The organism is Bacillus sp. S2(2024) (assembly GCF_050474045.1).
Lineage (GTDB): Bacteria > Bacillota > Bacilli > Bacillales > Bacillaceae_G > Bacillus_A > Bacillus_A yunxiaonensis.
Map to the genome: position 1 here is coordinate 4,487,439 of NZ_JBFLUS010000003.1, position 17,875 is coordinate 4,505,313.

At 35.9% G+C, this 17,875-nt stretch carries 22 protein-coding genes; 21 read left to right on the forward strand and 1 reads right to left on the reverse strand.

What is annotated here, in order from left to right; all coding sequences use genetic code 11:
- The first annotated feature begins 3 nt into the window (after positions 1 to 3).
- The 9 genes from AB1284_RS22765 (at position 4) to rsmI (ending at position 6,538) form a co-directional block, all read left to right on the forward strand.
- Positions 4 to 189, forward strand: coding sequence for a sigma factor G inhibitor Gin (locus AB1284_RS22765; RefSeq protein ID WP_429752879.1), 186 nt, complete (start codon positions 4 to 6; stop codon positions 187 to 189).
- An 82-nt stretch (positions 190 to 271) separates the two neighbouring features.
- Positions 272 to 1,681, forward strand: a complete 1,410-nt coding sequence (locus AB1284_RS22770) for an aminotransferase class I/II-fold pyridoxal phosphate-dependent enzyme (protein ID WP_429752878.1) — start codon at positions 272 to 274, stop codon at positions 1,679 to 1,681.
- Between the two features lie 18 nt (positions 1,682 to 1,699).
- Positions 1,700 to 2,326 (forward strand): dTMP kinase, encoded by a 627-nt coding sequence (gene tmk, locus AB1284_RS22775; protein ID WP_429752877.1) that lies wholly within the window; start codon positions 1,700 to 1,702, stop codon positions 2,324 to 2,326.
- 32 nt (positions 2,327 to 2,358) lie between these two features.
- Positions 2,359 to 3,342 carry a DNA polymerase III subunit delta' gene (holB, locus tag AB1284_RS22780; protein WP_429752876.1) on the forward strand — a complete coding sequence of 328 codons (984 nt, stop codon included), beginning with the start codon at positions 2,359 to 2,361 and terminating at the stop codon, positions 3,340 to 3,342.
- A 4-nt stretch (positions 3,343 to 3,346) separates the two neighbouring features.
- Positions 3,347 to 4,174, forward strand: a complete 828-nt coding sequence (locus AB1284_RS22785; RefSeq protein ID WP_429752875.1) for a PSP1 domain-containing protein — start codon at positions 3,347 to 3,349, stop codon at positions 4,172 to 4,174.
- Positions 4,175 to 4,188: 14 nt separating this feature from the next.
- On the forward strand, positions 4,189 to 4,539 hold the full coding sequence (gene yabA / locus AB1284_RS22790; RefSeq protein WP_429752874.1) for a DNA replication initiation control protein YabA: 351 nt from the start codon (positions 4,189 to 4,191) through the stop codon (positions 4,537 to 4,539).
- A gap of 146 nt (positions 4,540 to 4,685) precedes the next feature.
- Positions 4,686 to 5,426 (forward strand): tRNA1(Val) (adenine(37)-N6)-methyltransferase, encoded by a 741-nt coding sequence (locus AB1284_RS22795; protein WP_429752873.1) that lies wholly within the window; start codon positions 4,686 to 4,688, stop codon positions 5,424 to 5,426.
- On the forward strand, positions 5,413 to 5,703 hold the full coding sequence (locus tag AB1284_RS22800; protein ID WP_429752872.1) for a GIY-YIG nuclease family protein: 291 nt from the start codon (positions 5,413 to 5,415) through the stop codon (positions 5,701 to 5,703). Before AB1284_RS22795 ends, AB1284_RS22800 begins: the two co-directional genes overlap by 14 nt.
- The gene (gene rsmI, locus AB1284_RS22805; RefSeq protein WP_429752871.1) at positions 5,672 to 6,538 is read left to right on the forward strand and encodes a 16S rRNA (cytidine(1402)-2'-O)-methyltransferase; all 867 of its coding nucleotides are present in this window, start codon (positions 5,672 to 5,674) and stop codon (positions 6,536 to 6,538) included. Before AB1284_RS22800 ends, rsmI begins: the two co-directional genes overlap by 32 nt.
- A 27-nt stretch (positions 6,539 to 6,565) precedes the next feature.
- Here rsmI and AB1284_RS22810 read toward each other — a convergent pair whose 3' ends face one another.
- A complete protein-coding gene (locus AB1284_RS22810) occupies positions 6,566 to 6,850 on the reverse strand; it encodes an AbrB/MazE/SpoVT family DNA-binding domain-containing protein (RefSeq protein ID WP_098305010.1) in 285 nt (94 codons plus the stop codon).
- A 368-nt stretch (positions 6,851 to 7,218) separates the two neighbouring features.
- Here AB1284_RS22810 and metG point away from each other — a divergent pair, with 368 nt between their 5' ends.
- The 12 genes from metG (at position 7,219) to spoVG (ending at position 17,849) form a co-directional block, all read left to right on the forward strand.
- The gene (gene metG / locus AB1284_RS22815; protein WP_429752870.1) at positions 7,219 to 9,201 is read left to right on the forward strand and encodes a methionine--tRNA ligase; all 1,983 of its coding nucleotides are present in this window, start codon (positions 7,219 to 7,221) and stop codon (positions 9,199 to 9,201) included.
- 178 nt (positions 9,202 to 9,379) lie between these two features.
- Positions 9,380 to 10,147, forward strand: a complete 768-nt coding sequence (locus tag AB1284_RS22820) for a TatD family hydrolase (RefSeq protein ID WP_429752869.1) — start codon at positions 9,380 to 9,382, stop codon at positions 10,145 to 10,147.
- Positions 10,148 to 10,279: 132 nt separating this feature from the next.
- Entirely contained in the window at positions 10,280 to 11,476 is a 1,197-nt protein-coding gene (locus AB1284_RS22825; RefSeq protein ID WP_429752868.1) for a ubiquitin-like domain-containing protein, read from the forward strand.
- A 126-nt stretch (positions 11,477 to 11,602) separates the two neighbouring features.
- Positions 11,603 to 12,160 (forward strand): ribonuclease M5, encoded by a 558-nt coding sequence (rnmV, locus tag AB1284_RS22830; protein ID WP_336484601.1) that lies wholly within the window; start codon positions 11,603 to 11,605, stop codon positions 12,158 to 12,160.
- Positions 12,157 to 13,032, forward strand: a complete 876-nt coding sequence (gene rsmA / locus AB1284_RS22835; protein WP_429752867.1) for a 16S rRNA (adenine(1518)-N(6)/adenine(1519)-N(6))-dimethyltransferase RsmA — start codon at positions 12,157 to 12,159, stop codon at positions 13,030 to 13,032. The genes rnmV and rsmA overlap by 4 nt, the downstream gene beginning before the upstream one ends.
- A 108-nt stretch (positions 13,033 to 13,140) precedes the next feature.
- A complete protein-coding gene (gene yabG / locus AB1284_RS22840; RefSeq protein ID WP_429752866.1) occupies positions 13,141 to 14,004 on the forward strand; it encodes a sporulation peptidase YabG in 864 nt (287 codons plus the stop codon).
- A gap of 139 nt (positions 14,005 to 14,143) precedes the next feature.
- On the forward strand, positions 14,144 to 14,419 hold the full coding sequence (gene veg / locus AB1284_RS22845) for a biofilm formation stimulator Veg (protein WP_035433605.1): 276 nt from the start codon (positions 14,144 to 14,146) through the stop codon (positions 14,417 to 14,419).
- Positions 14,420 to 14,516: 97 nt separating this feature from the next.
- On the forward strand, positions 14,517 to 14,696 hold the full coding sequence (gene sspF / locus AB1284_RS22850) for an acid-soluble spore protein SspF (RefSeq protein WP_001985066.1): 180 nt from the start codon (positions 14,517 to 14,519) through the stop codon (positions 14,694 to 14,696).
- Between the two features lie 185 nt (positions 14,697 to 14,881).
- Positions 14,882 to 15,751 carry a 4-(cytidine 5'-diphospho)-2-C-methyl-D-erythritol kinase gene (gene ispE / locus AB1284_RS22855; protein WP_429752865.1) on the forward strand — a complete coding sequence of 290 codons (870 nt, stop codon included), beginning with the start codon at positions 14,882 to 14,884 and terminating at the stop codon, positions 15,749 to 15,751.
- Positions 15,752 to 15,805: 54 nt separating this feature from the next.
- Entirely contained in the window at positions 15,806 to 16,654 is an 849-nt protein-coding gene (purR, locus tag AB1284_RS22860; RefSeq protein ID WP_429752864.1) for a pur operon repressor, read from the forward strand.
- Between the two features lie 373 nt (positions 16,655 to 17,027).
- Entirely contained in the window at positions 17,028 to 17,402 is a 375-nt protein-coding gene (locus AB1284_RS22865; protein WP_098304990.1) for a RidA family protein, read from the forward strand.
- A gap of 153 nt (positions 17,403 to 17,555) precedes the next feature.
- A complete protein-coding gene (gene spoVG / locus AB1284_RS22870) occupies positions 17,556 to 17,849 on the forward strand; it encodes a septation regulator SpoVG (protein WP_062822000.1) in 294 nt (97 codons plus the stop codon).
- Positions 17,850 to 17,875: the final 26 nt, after the last annotated feature.

Consider the following 17,875-nt stretch of genomic DNA (forward strand, 5'->3'; position numbering starts at 1 on the left):
CATATGGGGTATGCTACAACAAAAGAAGAGGTTTGTATTGTGTGTGAACATAAGAAGGATAGTGGCATTCATTTGTATACGAGTTTTATATGTGAATCATGCGAGCGAGAAATGATAGGAACAAATACAAATGATCCGAAATATATGTTTTATTTACAGCAATTGCGGAAGATACAAGTATCGAGTTAGAAAATAGGCATATTTGCCTATTATTTTTTTTGTACAAAACTCGGTATAATGTAGAGAGAATGAATAATAAGGAAGAGTGAGTATGGATCAAAGAAAAATGCCATTATATGAAGCGTTAAAGATTTTTGCAAATAAGAAGCCAATATCCTTTCATGTTCCAGGTCATAAAAACGGAACAAATTTTCCACATGAGGCACAGAAGTATTTTCATGATATACTTTCTATTGATGTAACAGAGCTTAATGGACTTGATGATCTTCATAGTCCATTTGAATGTATAGAAGAAGCACAGCAATTATTAGCAGAGTTATATGAAGTGCAAAAAAGTTATTTTTTAATTAATGGTTCAACCGTTGGAAATTTAGCTATGCTATTGGCATGCTGTAATGAGCATGATACGGTTCTTGTACAACGAAATGCTCATAAATCCATTATGAATGGTCTTAAATTAGCTGGAGCATCCCCTGTTTTTCTAGAGCCATGGATTGACGAAGAATATGGTGTACCTGTTGGTGTTCCCCATGACGTGATTGAAGCTGCAATTCAAAAATATCCGCAAGCAAAAGCTCTTATTTTAACACATCCAAATTATTATGGTATGGGTGTAGATTTAGAAAAGAGCATTGCTTTAGCACATGCATATCGTATTCCTGTTTTAGTAGACGAGGCACATGGAGCTCATTTTTGTGTTGGAGAGCCTTTTCCAATATCAGCTCTTATGTATGGAGCTGATATTGTTGTTCATTCTGCACATAAAACATTACCAGCAATGACAATGGGTTCATACCTACATGTAAATAGCACTCTCGTTGACGAAGAAAAAATTTCTTCTTATTTAAATATGTTGCAATCTAGTAGTCCTTCTTATCCAATAATGGCTTCATTAGATATAGCTCGTTTTACATTAGCAAAAATAAAAGAAGAAGGTTGTAAGGAGATTTCTACATTTACTCAGCAATTTCGTAAAGCATTAAATCGTATTCCGCAATTTTCTGTTTTAGATTATCCAATACAAGATGCATTAAAAGTAACTGTACAAACACGTTGTAAACTCTCTGGATATGAATTACAACGCGTATTTGAAGAGATTGGTATCTATGTTGAAATGGCAGATCCATATAATGTTTTACTTATTTTACCGCTCCAAGTAGATGAGGAATATATAAAGATAATCGATAAGCTAGAGGTTGTACTGAGCTCATATGATGTAGAAAATAGTAAACCATGTATTCGCTATCCTTATAAAGAAAGTTTGTCTTCTTTATCATTTACATATAAGCAATTAGAGAAGTATAAGAAAAAAATTGTACCGTTAGAAGAGGCGTTAGGCATGATTGCGGCTGATATGATTATACCGTATCCGCCAGGGATTCCGTTGCTCATGTGTGGAGAAGAAATTACGTTAGAGTATATAAATCAAATTTCTTATTTAGAAGAGACGGGTGCACGTTTTCAAGGAAATACAAAAAATATCACTGTATACGATATATAAAGAAAGAAGGTTTTACAGATGAAGGGATTGTTTGTAACAATTGAAGGACCTGAAGGATCAGGAAAATCTACATTAATTACAAAATTACTGCCGTACTTTGAGAAGAAGGAACAAAAGGTAATGGCAACACGTGAACCAGGTGGTATTAAGATTTCAGAAGAAATTCGTACCATTTTACATAAAAAAGAGCATACAATGATGGAAGCACGTACAGAAGCTTTATTATATGCTGCGGCACGAAGACAACACTTAGTAGAAAAAGTTATACCAGCTTTAACAGATAATTATATTGTAATATGCGATCGTTTTATTGATAGCTCTCTCGCTTATCAAGGATATGCAAGGGGGCTTGGCGTTGATAAAGTATTTGAGATTAATCGTTTTGCGACAGAAGATTGTATGCCGGATATTACTATTTATTTAGATATTGAGCCAGAGGTTGGACTAGCTCGTATTAGAAAAGATGGTAATAGGGAAGTAAATCGCTTAGATTTAGAAAGTATGGAATTTCATAAACGTGTTCGTGAAGGGTACTTACAATTAGTAGATCGCTTTGCAGATCGCATCGTCGTTGTAAATGCAGATCAACCAATAGACAGTGTTATAGAAGAAGTTACTCAGATTATTGAACAAAAGTTGTTATAATAGAAGAAAGTATAAAAAGTGAGGTATAAAACATGACGAAGACGTGGGAACAACTGTCTCTTATACAACCCATTGTTGTAAAAATGTTAATGAATAGTATTGCAAAAGAGCGGATATCCCACGCTTATTTGTTAGAAGGGCCAAAAGGAACAGGAAAGATTGAAACAGCTATGCAAATGGCGAAAAGCTTTCTTTGTTTGCAGCGAAATGGGGTAGAGCCTTGTCATACATGTACAAATTGCCGGCGTATTCATTCGGGTAATCACCCAAACGTATATACCGTTACACCAGATGGATTATCAATTAAGAAACAGCAAATCCATGAATTACAAGAGGAATTTTCCAAAACTGGTCTAGAAGCAACTAAAAAAATATACATTATTGAGCATGCAGATAAGATGACACCAAATGCTGCAAATACATTGCTTAAATTTTTAGAGGAACCGAGCAGTGACACAACGGCTATTTTGTTAACTGAGCAAAGTCATCAAATTTTAAGTACCATTTTATCACGATGTCAAATTGTTACGTTTCGATCTCTTCCAAAAGATGCACTGATAAATCGTTTACAAAAGGAAGAAGTAAGTATCTCTTTAGGGAATCTTGCGGCTGAACTTACAAATAGTTTTGATGAAGTGTTATCGTTTTGCAGTGATGAATGGTTTGCACAAGCACGAACTTTAGTGATAAAATTATGTGAAGCCCTAGAGAAAGATACCACGTCTCTTTTTTTTGTACAGGAGAAGTGGGTAAAGCATTTTGGAGAGAAAGAACAATTACAGTTAGGATTAGATATGTTGCTCCTTATTTATAAGGATTTATTATATGTTCAATTGGGAGAAGAAGATCGTCTCGTTTTTCAGGACCAAAAAGGGTTATTCCAATCTTTTTCCTATTCTCAAAAGCGCATTGTATCGGCTCTTTTCAATATATTAGAAGCAAAAAATAGAATCAACGCTAATGTAAATGCGCAGCTTGTGTTCGAACAGTTAGTGTTGCGGTTGCAGGAGGGATGACCGTTTGTATGATGTAGTAGGTGTTCGTTTTAAGAAGGCCGGAAAAGTGTATTACTTTGACCCCAATCAATTTGATATCTCAGAAAATGAATTTGCGATCGTGGAAACAGTACGGGGAATCGAATATGGGAAAGTTGTCATCACAAAGAAGCAAGTCGATGAAAATGATGTTGTACTACCATTAAAGAAAGTCATTCGTATAGCAGATGAAAATGATCGTACAATTGTTGAGGAAAATAAACGTGCAGCAAAAGAAGCATATCAGGTTTGTCAGCAGAAAGTAATCGAGCATGATCTTGATATGAAACTTGTTGACGTGGAATATACATTTGATCGCAATAAGGTTATTTTTTATTTTACGGCGGACGGTCGTATTGATTTTCGTGATCTTGTAAAAGACTTAGCGGCTATTTTTCGGACAAGAATCGAGTTAAGACAGATTGGTGTTCGGGATGAAGCAAAAATGCTTGGCGGTATTGGTCCATGCGGTCGAATGCTGTGCTGTTCTACTTTTTTAGGTGATTTTGAACCTGTATCCATTAAAATGGCAAAAGATCAAAATTTATCGTTAAATCCTGCGAAAATCTCTGGGTTATGTGGTCGACTGATGTGTTGTTTAAAGTATGAAAATGATGAATATGAAGCAGCAAAAGAGCAGCTTCCAGATTTAGATGAAAAGATACAAACACCGCATGGTCTTGGTCGTGTAATCGGATTAAATATTTTAGAAAGATTAATTCAAGTGGAATTAGTAGACAAGGAACGGATAGTAGAATATACGTTAGATGAATTAATAAATAAAGGGGTCGTTTCGAGTCAAACCACAGATTAATGAGGTGGGTGCTTGTGGAGAAAAAAGATATTTTTGCAGCTGTTTCCAGTATGGAAGAGCAAATTGGACATCTCTATAAACAGTTGGGAGAGTTAAAGCAGCATCTCGCAGAGCTACTTGAAGAAAACCAACATATTAAAATGGAAAATGAAAATTTGCGAAATCATTTTGAAGAAGTTCAGAATAAACAGAAACAAAAGTCGAGTAAACGAAAAGAGATAAAACCTAAAATAGATATTGGTGAAGGATATGATAATTTGGCACGCCTGTATCAAGAGGGTTTTCATATTTGCAATTTGCATTATGGAAGTGTACGTAAAGAAGGGGATTGTTTATTCTGTTTATCGTTTTTAAATAAAAAATAAAATTACCTTTCCAATAAATTGGAAAGGTAATTTTTTGTACATATAACCAAAATATAAGTAAAGCAGATTAGGCTGTTATGAACATGACATAGATTGTCTTAATGTCTGTTAAAATAAGTTTGAATGATAAGGAAGGAAAGAAATGTATGCAGTTGTATGGAGATGAACGTTTAGATTATTTACTATCAAAAGATATGAAAATTATTCAAAGTCCGTCAGTATTTAACTTTTCATTAGATGCAGTGTTACTGGCGAATTTTGCGTGGGTGCCAATTCAGAAAGGAAATATATTAGATTTGTGCACAGGAAATGCAGTGATTCCTCTTTTATTAAGTTCTCGTACGAAAGGGAAGATTACGGGGGTTGAAATACAAGAGCGCATTTACAACATGGGTGTTAGAAGTGTTCAATATAATGATTTAGAAGAGAGAATACAGCTTATTCATGGTGATTTAAAGCATATGCCTGAGCAAATAGGGCGACATCAGTTTGATGTTGTTACATGTAATCCGCCATACTTTCAAACACCAAAACCATCTGAACAAAATTTAAATGAGCATTTAGCGATTGCTCGTCACGAAATTATGTGTACGTTAGAAGACGTTGTACGTGTTAGCAGCCAGCTTGTTAAACAAGGGGGAAAGGTTGCCTTTGTACATCGCCCTGGTCGTTTACTTGATATTGTAATGCTTATGAGAAGATATAAAATTGAGCCAAAACGCCTCCAATTTGTATATCCAAAAGTAGGTAAAGAAGCCAATACGTTATTAATTGAAGGTATTAAAGATGGGAATGCCGATTTGAAAATTTTGCCGCCTCTTTTTGTATATGAAGATAATAACGAATATACGAAAGAAATGAATGCGATTTTATATGGAGCAGAATAAGCATTATTTTTATGTAGTTGAATGCGCTGATGGGAGCTACTATGCGGGATATACAAACCATTTAGAGAAGCGAATTAAAGCTCATAATAGCGGAAAAGGAGCACGCTATACAAGAGCAAGGCGTCCTGTTATGTTAAAATACTTTGAAACTTATGAAGAAAAAAGGACTGCAATGCAGGCAGAATATCGTTTTAAACAATTAAAGCGAAAACAAAAAGATGAGTATATACAAAAAGGAGACTATTATGTGGCAGCAAAAAAGCTTTCAGATGAATGAGAGAGGAATATTATACTTAGTTCCAACTCCAATTGGAAATTTAGAAGACATGACATTTCGTGCGATTCGTATATTAAAAGAAGCAGACTTTATTGCAGCAGAAGATACAAGGCAAACGAAAAAACTATGTAATTATTTTGAAATTGAAACACCTGTAATGAGTTATCATGAACATAATAAAGAAGTGAGCGGTCGAAAAATTTTAGATATGTTAGAACAAGGAAAAACGGTAGCGCTTGTCAGTGATGCAGGTATGCCGTGTATCTCAGATCCTGGTTATGACATCGTTGTACAAGCAGTAGCGCAGCAGTATTCAGTTGTGCCTCTTCCTGGCCCAAATGCTGCGCTTACAGCATTAATTGCATCTGGATTAGAGACAAAGCACTTTTACTTCTATGGATTTTTACAGAGACATAAAAAAGAGCGTAAAGCAGAATTAGAGAAGTTGCGTTATATTCCAAATACAATGATGTTTTATGAAGCGCCACATCGATTAGGAGAAACATTAATTTCTATGAAAGATGTATTAGGGAATAGAAATGTTGTACTATGTCGTGAGCTCACGAAGAAATTTGAAGAATTTATTCGTGGCTCCTTAGAGGAAGTCATTCATTGGGCAAAGGAAAATGAAGTACGCGGAGAATTTTGTGTTCTAGTAGAAGGTTCTACGGAAGAAGAGACAGATGAAGAAATGTGGTGGGAAACATTAACGGTTGAGGGACATGTCGAATACTACATAGAGGAGAAAGGTCTTTCTTCTAAAGAAGCGATTAAAATAGTTGCAAAAGATCGAAATATGTCGAAACGGGATGTATATCAAGCATACCATGTTTAAAAATAAAGCTTCTCTAATAGAGAAGCTTTATTTTGCTGCTGCGATGAATTGTTGTAACTCTTTTAAGATTTGTTCTGCGCCTTCTGGGCTTAAAATGATTTTACCTTCAGCTAATGAAAGGTTGCTATCAGAAACCTCACCTGTTACTTGGCAAGTCATGTTTGGCTTATATTTTTTTAAGATGATCTTCTCATCGTCAACGTAGATTTCAAGAGCATCCTTTTCTGCAATACCTAGTGTGCGACGTAATTCAATTGGAATTACAACGCGGCCTAACTCATCAACTTTACGAACGATACCAGTAGATTTCATATTTGTTTCTCCTCCTCATATTCTGCAAGTTTGTAAGTCTATTTCAATTCGTCATTTTTCGACAAAATACCCTATGCACATATGATACCAATCATTGACATTTCCGTCAATTCTTTAATTATAAAATTTATAAAAGTTTTGTAGATTTTCGCATCTATTTATTATATATACTAAAAAATAATAGATGTATAGAGAGATTTACTTTATTATCTTAATTTTATTGATAATTCTGAAGTGTTAAAACGTATATTTTTTCTTAATATGAGTAATAGATGATAAAAGATATAGAGCATTCACTCGTTTTTATACGTAAGTTTTTGATATACTGTTTATAAATACATATGAGGTCATTTGGGAGGTTCAAAACGATGACAGAGGAAAATAAGACCTTTTACATTACAACTCCGATTTATTATCCAAGTGGAAAACTTCACATCGGACATGCTTATACGACTGTAGCGGGAGATGCGATGGCACGCTATAAGCGTATGCAAGGATATGATGTCTACTATTTAACAGGCACTGATGAACATGGACAAAAGATTCAAAAGAAAGCAGAAGAATTAAATGTTACACCACAAGCGTATGTTGATAACATTGTAGCAGGAATTAAAGAACTGTGGAGTAAAATGGATATTTCTTATGATGATTTTATCCGTACAACAGAAGATCGTCATAAAGAAGTTGTAGAAAAAATCTTTAAGCAACTTGTTGATCAAGGTGATATTTATCTTGATGAATATGAAGGCTGGTATTCTGTACAAGATGAAACATTCTATACAGAGCATCAACTTGTTGACCCAGTGATGGAAAATGGAAAAGTAATTGGTGGAAAGAGTCCCGATAGTGGTCACCAAGTAGAACTTGTTCGTGAAGAATCGTATTTCTTTAGAATGGGGAAATATGTAGATCGACTATTAAAGTTCTATGAAGATAATCCACACTTCATTCAACCGGAATCACGCAAAAATGAAATGATTAATAATTTCATTAAACCAGGATTAGAAGATTTAGCTGTTTCTCGTACTTCTTTTGACTGGGGTGTCCGTGTACCGGGTAATCCGAAGCATGTCATTTATGTATGGGTAGATGCATTATCTAACTATATTACAGCATTAGGTTATGGAACAGCGAATGAAGAAAAGTATAAAAAATATTGGCCAGCAGATGTTCATTTAGTAGGAAAAGAAATTGTTCGTTTCCATACAATTTATTGGCCAATTATTTTAATGGCCCTTGATTTACCACTTCCGAAAAAAGTGTTTGCACATGGTTGGATTTTAATGAAAGACGGAAAAATGAGTAAATCAAAAGGAAATGTAGTAGATCCTGTCACATTAATTAATCGTTATGGTTTAGATGCACTTCGTTACTACTTACTTCGTGAAGTACCATTTGGATCAGATGGTGTATTTACACCAGAAGGATTCGTTGAGCGTATTAACTTTGATCTTGCGAATGATTTAGGAAACTTATTAAATCGTACAGTAGCAATGATTGATAAATATTTTGGCGGAGAAATTCCAGCTTATAAAGCAAATGTAACAGAATTTGATGAAGCTTTAGTAACATTTGCAAAAGATACATTGCAAAAAGTAGAAGCTTCAATGGAAAACATGGAGTTTTCAGTGGCGCTAAGCACAATTTGGCAATTTGTTAGTCGTACAAATAAATATATCGATGAAACACAACCGTGGGTATTAGCAAAAGATGAAAGTGATCGTGAGAAACTCGCTTCTGTTATGGCGCATCTTGCAGAAGCGCTTCGTCAAACAGCGATTATGTTAATGCCATTTTTAACAGAAACACCAGGAAAAATCTTTGAACAAATTGGGATTGCAGATGAAGAGTATAAAACTTGGAATAGCCTTTCTGCAATTGGTTGCATTCCAACTGGCACTAAAGTTGCCAAGGGTCAGCCTGTATTCCCGCGTTTAGAAGTAGAAGTAGAAGTAGAATATATTAAAGAACAAATGAAAGGTTCTGCTCCAAAAGTAGAAGAAAAGAAAGAAGCGGAGCCAGAGGCAGAAGAAATTACAATTGACGATTTCTTTAAAGTAGATCTACGTGTAGCAGAAGTGGTAGATGCAGAACCTGTGAAAAAGGCAGACAAGTTGTTAAAGATACAACTTGATTTAGGCGCAGAAAAAAGACAAGTTGTATCTGGAATTGCTAAATTTTATTCTCCAGAAGAATTAAAAGGGAAAAAGGTTATTTGTGTTACAAACTTAAAACCGGTAAAACTACGTGGTGAATTATCACAAGGTATGATTTTGGCAGGCGAAGAAAACGGAAAATTATCGTTAGCAACGGTTGACCAAAACTTACCAAATGGTACAAAAATTAAGTAATAATGACAAAAGGAGAGATGTTTCACGTGTAACATTCGTGAAACATCTTTTTTCTTGTCGAACATCTTTCTAAAATTTCCTTTTTTGTATCAAAATTGTAATATGGTTGTTATTACGTTGTTAGGAAAGTAATTTTTACCTATGATAGAATTTATTTCAAATAAAAGGAGTTATTGTTATGCTGTTTGATACACATTCACATTTAAATGCAGAACAATTTGAAGAGGATTTGCAGGAAGTAATTGCAAGAATGCAAGAAGCGGGTGTTTCTTATACAGTTGTAGTTGGCTTTGATGAAGTGACAATCAAAAAAGCAATCGAGTTAGCAGAAACATATGACTTTATTTATGCAGCTGTTGGTTGGCACCCTGTTGATGCAATTGATATGACAGAAGAGCATCTAAAATGGTTAGAAGAGTTAGCAAGCCATCCGAAAGTTGTTGCACTTGGTGAAATGGGCTTAGATTATCATTGGGACAAATCTCCAAAAGATGTGCAAAAGGAAGTATTTCGTAAACAGATTAGGCTAGCGAGAAAGGTAAAATTACCAATCATCATACATAATCGCGATGCAACGCAAGACATCGTAGATATTTTAAAAGAGGAAAACGCAGTTGAAGTAGGGGGAATTATGCATTGTTTTAGTGGTAGCGTTGAAGTAGCAAAACAGTGTATTGATATGAATTTCCTTATTTCATTAGGCGGGCCAGTAACTTTTAAAAATGCAAAGAAACCAAAAGAAGTTGCGATGGAAATTCCAATGGAGCAACTTTTAATCGAAACAGATTGTCCGTATTTAACTCCTCATCCGTTTCGTGGAAAACGAAATGAACCAAGCTACGTAAAGCTTGTTGCGGAGGAAATTGCAAAATTAAAAGGACTATCTTATGAAGAAGTAGCAGTAAAAACAACAGAAAATGCAAAAAAACTATTCGGCATTCAATAATGAGAAGTAGAGGAGGAATTCCTCCTCTGTTTTTTCCTTCACCTATGTTTATCTTCAGATAAGTAACACTACTAGAAATAGTAGGAGAATGAGAGTTAATAATTCTGATCTAGACAGGGAGGGCACTTTATTGTGATTGTAAATGCAAGAAACTTATTATCGAGGTTAGAAGCAAGCAAAAAATTAGCGGTAAAAATTACAAGTGCATTAATCATTTCGGGGTCTGTTGGAACTGTAGCTTATGCAGGGACAACGGATAAAATAGTTGTTGAAGTAGATGGAAAGAAACAAGAAATTTATACGCATGCAAATACTGTAAGCGAGTTGTTACGAGAAGAAAAGATTCAAGTAACAGAAAAAGATCATATATATCCAGCACCTTCTACAAAAATTAAGGGTGAAATGAAGGTGGTTGTAGAAAAAGCGAAGCCATTTATGATTATGGTGGATGGAAAAGAGAAACAAGTACAATCAACAGCAAAGACAGTACAGGATTTGTTAATAGAAGAACATATTGAAGTTAGTGAACATGACAAAGTGTATCCTAGTTTACATACAAATTTAGAGAATAATCGAAAGGTCATCGTTCAAAAAGCGTTCCCAGTTACATTATATGTTGGCGGTCAAGAGCAGCAAGTATGGTCAACTTCGACTACTGTCGCTGACTTTTTGAAAGAACGGCAAGTATCACTAAGTGAAATGGATAAAACAGAACCTGCTTTGCAGGAAGTGATGCAAAAAAATATGAAGGTCAAAGTGATTCGAGTAGAAAAAGTCAGCGATGCAGTGGAAGAGCCAATTCCTTTTACAGAAGTAAAACAAGAGGATTCTTCACTCTTAAAAGGAACTGAAAAAGTGATTCAAGAAGGAATAGACGGAAAAAAGAAGAAAATATTTGAAGTTGTAAAAGAGGACGGAAATGAAGTCTCAAGAAACTTGCAGAAAGAAGAAGTGGTGCAAGAAGTAAAAAATCGTATTGTAGCTGTTGGTACAAAACAAGAAGAGGAGCATACTTCAGGTAATGAAGAAGGTGTAGCTGTCAAAGAATTTTATGTACAAGCAACAGCATATTCTCCGTACTGTGGGGGCTGCGAAGGTGTAAGTGCAGGAGGTTATAATTATAAGGCAAATCCCAATATGAAACTAATTGCAGTAGATCCGAGTGTTATTCCTCTTGGAACAAGGGTATGGGTAGAAGGATACGGGTATGCAGTTGCTGGTGATACAGGCGGAGCGATTAAAGGAAATCGCATAGATGTTCTTATGCCAACGGAATCCCAAGCAGACTCATGGGGAAGAAAACAGGTAAAAATTAAGGTGTTACAATAAGATTGTAAGCAGAGGGATTTTTTCTCCTCTGCTTTTTAAATTTGTATTAATAGGAAAATAATAATGGAAAAGTAGGCGTTTTTTTGTTTTACTAATTAGAGATGTGAAATGAGTGTGGAGGAAGCTATGAAGATTAAAGAAATAATTGTTGTAGAAGGTAAGGATGATACAGTTGCCATTAAGCGTGCAGTAGATGCAGATACAATTGAAACGAACGGTTCGGCAATTGGAGATCATGTCATTGAACAGGTGAAACTGGCGCAGCAAACAAGAGGTGTGATTATTTTTACAGATCCTGATTATCCAGGAGAGCGTATTCGTAAAATTATTTCTGAGAAAGTACCAGGGTGTAAACATGCCTTCTTACCGAAAGAAGAAGCGTTAGCGAAGCGAAAGAAGGGCGTTGGAATTGAACATGCCTCTAATGAATCTATTCGACGCGCCTTAGAAAATTTACACGGAGAGATGGAAGCATACACGAGCGAAATTGATTGGATTGACTTAGTAGAAGCCGGACTCGTTGGTGGAGAAAAAGCAAAAAGTCGCAGAGAACGAATGGGTAAGCTATTAAAGATTGGCTATACAAACGCAAAACAGTTACATAAACGTTTGCAAATGTTCCAAATTTCAAAGCAGGATTTTGCAAAAGCGTATGAGCAAGTATTACAGGAGGAAAAGAAATGAAAGATATCGCAACGCCAAATCGTACGAAAGATATTGTTGAGAAGTATGGATTTTCATTTAAAAAGAGCTTAGGGCAAAACTTTTTAATTGATACAAATGTGTTAAATCGTATTGTGGATTACGCGGAAATTGGACCTGAGAGTGGGGCAATTGAGGTTGGGCCTGGTATTGGAGCGTTAACAGAACAATTGGCAAAACGTGCTAAGAAAGTTGTAGCGTTTGAAATTGATCAACGTCTTTTACCTATTTTGGAAGAGACACTAGCTCCTTATAATCACGTGACAGTAATTAATAAGGATATTTTAAAAGCTGATGTAAATGGAGTATTTCAAGAGCAGTTTACCGAAGGTCAAGATGTAATGGTTGTAGCAAATTTACCTTACTATGTGACAACACCAATTTTATTTAAGCTATTAGAAGAGCAATTACCAGTGCGTGGTTTTGTGGTTATGATGCAAAAAGAAGTAGCGGATCGCTTAGCGGCTCGCCCAGGAACAAAAGATTATGGTTCTTTATCAATTGCCATTCAATATTATACAGAACCTGAAACAGTGATGACAGTTCCGCGTACAGTATTTGTACCACAGCCTAATGTAGATTCAGCGGTTATTCGTTTATTAAGACGTCCAAAGCCGCTTGTAGAAGTAAAAGATGAAGCATTCTTCTTTGAAGTGGTGAGAGCTAGCTTTGCGCAGCGACGTAAAACATTAATGAATAACTTATCTAATAATTTAAATGGTTTTCCAAAGGATAAAGTATTGCTTGAGCGTATATTAGCGGAAGTTGAAATTGACCCGAAACGAAGAGGGGAAACATTATCAATTGAAGAGTTTGCAAAGCTAAGCAACGCTTTATTTTCATATAAAATGTAAAAGGTAGCTCGTTTTGAGCTACCTTTTTTGTCACCTTTTTTCTATAAGTTCATAGGCTAAAACAGAACGTAGTGAGTTATATGTCCCTACTAGTTTGGAGGTAGAAGAATGGCTGTACACGTTGGAGATTTAGTGGAGAGGAAGTCTTATCAGCGCGACCTTCTTTTTCGAGTAACAGAAATAAAAGATACGATAGCAATTTTGTTTGGGGAAGAATTTCGGCTCGTAGCAGATGCACCAATAGAAGATTTAGTTCTTGTTGATCAACGAGATTATACGAAAAGAGTGAAGCAGGAACGGGAAACAATGGAAAAGACATATCGTTTATTTCAACAGGATTACGTATTAATGAGGCAGCGTAATGAATATCAATCAACAGGTGGTTATACAAATGAAGTAAATTACTTTCAAATGCCAGGAAAAGTGCTTCACCTTGATGGGGACCCTTTATATTTAAGAAAATGTTTAGATTTATATACGAAAATCGGTGTGCCAGTACAGGGTATTCATTGTAAAGAAACAGAGATGCACGAGAAGGTTCTAGATTTAATTGAACATGTTCGTCCTGATATCTTAGTGATTACTGGGCATGATGCCTATACAAAGTCAAAAGGAGAAATGGGAGAGTTAGCAGCTTACCGTCATTCTAAGCACTTTGTACAGGCTGTACGTACAGTACGAAAGAAGTATCCCTCATTAGATCATCCTGTTATTTTTGCTGGGGCGTGTCAATCGCATTTTGAAGCTCTTATTCGAGCTGGAGCCAATTTTGCCAGTTCTCCGTCTCGGATTAATATTCATGCATTAGATCCAGTATATGTTGTAGCAAAAGTGAGCTTTACTTCTTTTATGGAACGAGTCAATGTATGGGATGTTATACGCAATACAATAACCGGTGAGAAGGGGCTTGGCGGAATTGAGACGAAAGGGATTTTACGAACAGGATTGCCGTTTCAATATTATGATGAATAAGCAAGGTAAGCATTTACCTTGCTTTTCATATGCTTGCTTTTGGAAATTTGGATAAAAAAGTATAAGAACGTACAGACTATACATATATGATTTATAATTTTATACTTTCTATCCCAATTACAGCGAGGTGTAGCATGATATGTCGAAACGTTTAGATGAAATCAAAAGTGCACTGGACCATCATCTTGGTCAGAGGCTTATGCTAAAAGCGAATAGTGGGCGAAGAAAAACGATCGAACGATCTGGTGTGTTAGCAGAAACATATCGTTCTGTTTTCGTAGTTCAACTTGACCAGCAAGAAGATACATTTCAGCGTGTTTCTTATAGTTATGCAGACGTATTAACAGAAACAGTTGAGCTTACGTTTTATGATGCACAAGATAATGAAATCATGTTAGGGGAACAGTCTGTTTAAGAATAGTCTTTGTTTGATTACATATATTTTCCGGAATTGAAGAAAGTGGTAGTGTCACATACTAAATGTACCGTAGCTATAAAAGGGGGGGCTTGCGTTGAGTAGACGAAGAGGAGTCATGTCAAATCAATTTAAAGAAGAGCTTGCAAAAGAGCTTGGATTTTATGATGTCGTGCAAAAAGAAGGATGGGGCGGAATTCGTGCGAAAGATGCTGGTAACATGGTCAAGCGTGCAATTGAAATTGCAGAGCAGCAATTAATGAAACAAAACCAGTAACAGTAAGATACTTCTATGCTACGGTAGCCGAGGAGATGCTCCTCGGCTTTTTGCACGCGAAAAAGTGGTATAAGTAGTTTCATTCTTGATGCTTTTCGTTATAATTAGGGAAGTGTCATCGTTCTACTATAAATTTATGGTAAAATAAACGATAAAAGATTGAGTACATAGAGTAGGTGAATAGATTGAAGCTACTAGTTAAAGCACCAGCAAAAATTAATTTGTCGTTAGATGTACTAGGAAAAAGGCCAGACGGTTATCATGAAGTTAAAATGATTATGACAACAATTGATTTAGCGGATCGGTTAGAACTAACAGATTTATCTGAAGACCGGATTGAAATCGTGTCTCATAATCGTTATGTCCCAGATGACCAAAGAAATTTAGCTTATCAAGCGGCAAAGCTGTTAAAGGAACGATTCCAAGTAAAAAGAGGAGTATCCATTGCAATTGAAAAAGCAATTCCAGTTGCAGCGGGACTGGCAGGTGGAAGCAGTGATGCGGCTGCAGCGTTACGAGGTTTGAATCAACTATGGAATCTTGGACTTACAATTGATGAACTTGCAGAATTAGGTGCCGAAATTGGATCAGATGTATCATTTTGTGTATATGGTGGAACTGCCATTGCAACGGGCCGTGGAGAGAAAATTGAACATATTAAGACGCCGCCTTCTTTCTGGGTTATTTTGGCAAAGCCGCATATTGGTGTATCAACAGCGGACGTATATGGAAATTTACGATTAGATCGTGTAACACACCCAGATGTAGATCGTATGGTGGAAGTGATTCAAAATGGTGACTATGAAGGAATTTGTCATACAGTTGGTAATGTATTAGAAGATGTAACATTTTCAATGCACCCTGAGGTTGCACATATTAAAGCACAGATGAAACGTTTCGGTGCAGATGCAGTCTTAATGAGTGGTAGTGGACCAACAGTTTTTGGTTTAGTTCGTCACGATTCACGCATGCACCGTATTTATAACGGATTAAAAGGATTTTGTGATCAAGTATATGCAGTACGTTTATTAGGAGAGCGAGAAAGTCTTGAATAAAGACGTATAATAAGTTATGATTTGTTTAAAATATTCGTAATTTGAGGTGAGAGCGTGAAAATCAGACGAAGTACAAGGTTGGTCGATATGACTTATTATTTGCTTCAAAATCCTCGTCAGTTAGTTTCTCTCACTTTTTTTGCTGAACGGTATCAATCTGCTAAATCTTCGATTAGTGAAGACTTAGTCATCATTAAACAAACGTTTGAACAACAAGGAGTCGGCACATTACAAACGGTACCAGGTGCAGCAGGAGGAGTGAAATATATCCCATATATAAGTCAGGAGGAAGCAACGCAAATTATTAATGAGCTTTGTAAATTATTTGAGAATCCTGATCGCATCCTTCCAGGCGGTTATTTATATATGACGGACCTTTTAAGTAACCCGCGTTATATTAATGGTGCAGGGAGACTTTTTGCTTCTGTATTTGCAAGACAGCCAATTGATGCTGTTATGACGGTAGCAACGAAAGGAATTCCTTTGGCATATGCAGTAGCCAATTACCTAGATGTCCCAGTTGTGATTGCTAGAAAAGATAATAAAGTAACAGAGGGCCCAACGGTAAGTATTAATTATGTATCAGGTTCTTCTAAGCGTATACAAACAATGACATTAGCAAAGCGCAGTCTTCCGGAAGGCGCAAATGTATTAATCATTGATGATTTTATGAAGGCTGGCGGAACTGTGCAAGGTATGATAAGCATGCTTGAGGAGTTTAATGCAAATGTAGTGGGTATTGGTGTGTTAGTGGAATCAAGTGATATTGAGGAAAGACTTGTTGATAACTTTGTTTCATTAATTCGCTTGTCTGAAGTAGATGTGAAAGAAAAGGCGATTCAAGTGGAAAAAGGAAATTACTCTTTGAGTCCGTTTGCTGATATGATTGTAGATACTGAGTGAGGTAAAGTGAAACTTTTATTAGTAGAGGGTTTTTAGCCCTCACTGACGAAAAACTTTTACCAATCGGGTGGCAAGTAGCAGGAAAATAATCTTCTTAATAGAGTGGTTTGAAAAAGATGCTATGCGCTAGAGTAGGGAAAAGATAAAGCAACCGCTTTATCTTTTTTTATAAAGTGAAGATGGCTTTTTGTTATTGATAATAAGCCCCCACCTAATTTTTTTATTTTGGGTATTCCTGATGCATTTCAATAGATATGTTTTAGCAGACGGTAGGCTCTCGATTTTTAGGGAGGTTACCGCCTGCTAAAACTACAGTTTCCCTGTTAGGAGTAGTTTGCGAAAGTGGGAAAAAAATATAAAAGGGTGAAAAAGGATGAAAGTAGTTCAAACAAATGAAGCACCGCAAGCGATTGGCCCATATTCACAAGGTATGATTGTAAATAATATGTTTTACAGTTCAGGACAAATTCCTTTAACAGTAGCTGGTGAACTTTTGACTGGTGATGTAAAGGAACAAACAGAGCAAGTGTTTCGAAACTTACAGGCAGTATTAACAGAAGCTGGAGCATCGTTTGAAACAGTTGTAAAAACCACTGTATTTTTAAAAGATATGAATGATTTTGATGCAGTAAATGAAGTATACAGTACATATTTTTCTGTACATAAACCGGCACGCTCTTGTGTACAAGTAGCAAAATTACCAAAAGATGTATCAGTTGAAATTGAAGTCATTGCCCTTGTGAAATAAGAATTTGTAAGCGGTAACGTCTGTTTATTTCCATATTCAGTTGAATTAAAAATTTTTATCTTAAAAATTTTTAAAAAATTGAAGGAGAAATAGAAAATTTGTGGAATTTATAGAAATATATCGCTTATTTAGAAAAAGGGTGGTGAACACAAGATGGAAGTGACTGACGTAAGATTACGCCGCGTAAACACAGAGGGACGCATGCGAGCGATTGCTTCTATTACACTAGACCATGAGTTTGTTGTTCATGATATTCGTGTAATTGATGGCAATAATGGATTATTTGTAGCAATGCCAAGTAAACGTACTCCAGATGGAGAATTCCGTGATATTGCTCATCCAATTAATTCTAGTACTCGTTCTAAAATTCAAGATGCAGTTTTAACTGAGTATCACCGTTTAGGCGAGTTAGAAGAAGTTGAGTTTGAAGAAGCTGGAGCTTCGTAAAATTCGAATAAGAAGGGCTCTATAAG

Coding starts and splice junctions, on each gene's coding strand:
- AB1284_RS22765 (WP_429752879.1), top strand. CDS start 4: ATGGGGTATGCTACAACAAAAGAAGAGGTTTGTATTGTGTGTGAACAT.
- AB1284_RS22770 (WP_429752878.1), top strand. CDS start 272: ATGGATCAAAGAAAAATGCCATTATATGAAGCGTTAAAGATTTTTGCA.
- tmk (WP_429752877.1), top strand. CDS start 1,700: ATGAAGGGATTGTTTGTAACAATTGAAGGACCTGAAGGATCAGGAAAA.
- holB (WP_429752876.1), top strand. CDS start 2,359: ATGACGAAGACGTGGGAACAACTGTCTCTTATACAACCCATTGTTGTA.
- AB1284_RS22795 (WP_429752873.1), top strand. CDS start 4,686: ATGCAGTTGTATGGAGATGAACGTTTAGATTATTTACTATCAAAAGAT.
- AB1284_RS22800 (WP_429752872.1), top strand. CDS start 5,413: ATGGAGCAGAATAAGCATTATTTTTATGTAGTTGAATGCGCTGATGGG.
- rsmI (WP_429752871.1), top strand. CDS start 5,672: ATGTGGCAGCAAAAAAGCTTTCAGATGAATGAGAGAGGAATATTATAC.
- AB1284_RS22810 (WP_098305010.1), bottom strand. CDS start 6,850: ATGAAATCTACTGGTATCGTTCGTAAAGTTGATGAGTTAGGCCGCGTT.
- metG (WP_429752870.1), top strand. CDS start 7,219: ATGACAGAGGAAAATAAGACCTTTTACATTACAACTCCGATTTATTAT.
- AB1284_RS22820 (WP_429752869.1), top strand. CDS start 9,380: ATGCTGTTTGATACACATTCACATTTAAATGCAGAACAATTTGAAGAG.
- rnmV (WP_336484601.1), top strand. CDS start 11,603: ATGAAGATTAAAGAAATAATTGTTGTAGAAGGTAAGGATGATACAGTT.
- rsmA (WP_429752867.1), top strand. CDS start 12,157: ATGAAAGATATCGCAACGCCAAATCGTACGAAAGATATTGTTGAGAAG.
- yabG (WP_429752866.1), top strand. CDS start 13,141: ATGGCTGTACACGTTGGAGATTTAGTGGAGAGGAAGTCTTATCAGCGC.
- veg (WP_035433605.1), top strand. CDS start 14,144: ATGTCGAAACGTTTAGATGAAATCAAAAGTGCACTGGACCATCATCTT.
- AB1284_RS22865 (WP_098304990.1), top strand. CDS start 17,028: ATGAAAGTAGTTCAAACAAATGAAGCACCGCAAGCGATTGGCCCATAT.
- spoVG (WP_062822000.1), top strand. CDS start 17,556: ATGGAAGTGACTGACGTAAGATTACGCCGCGTAAACACAGAGGGACGC.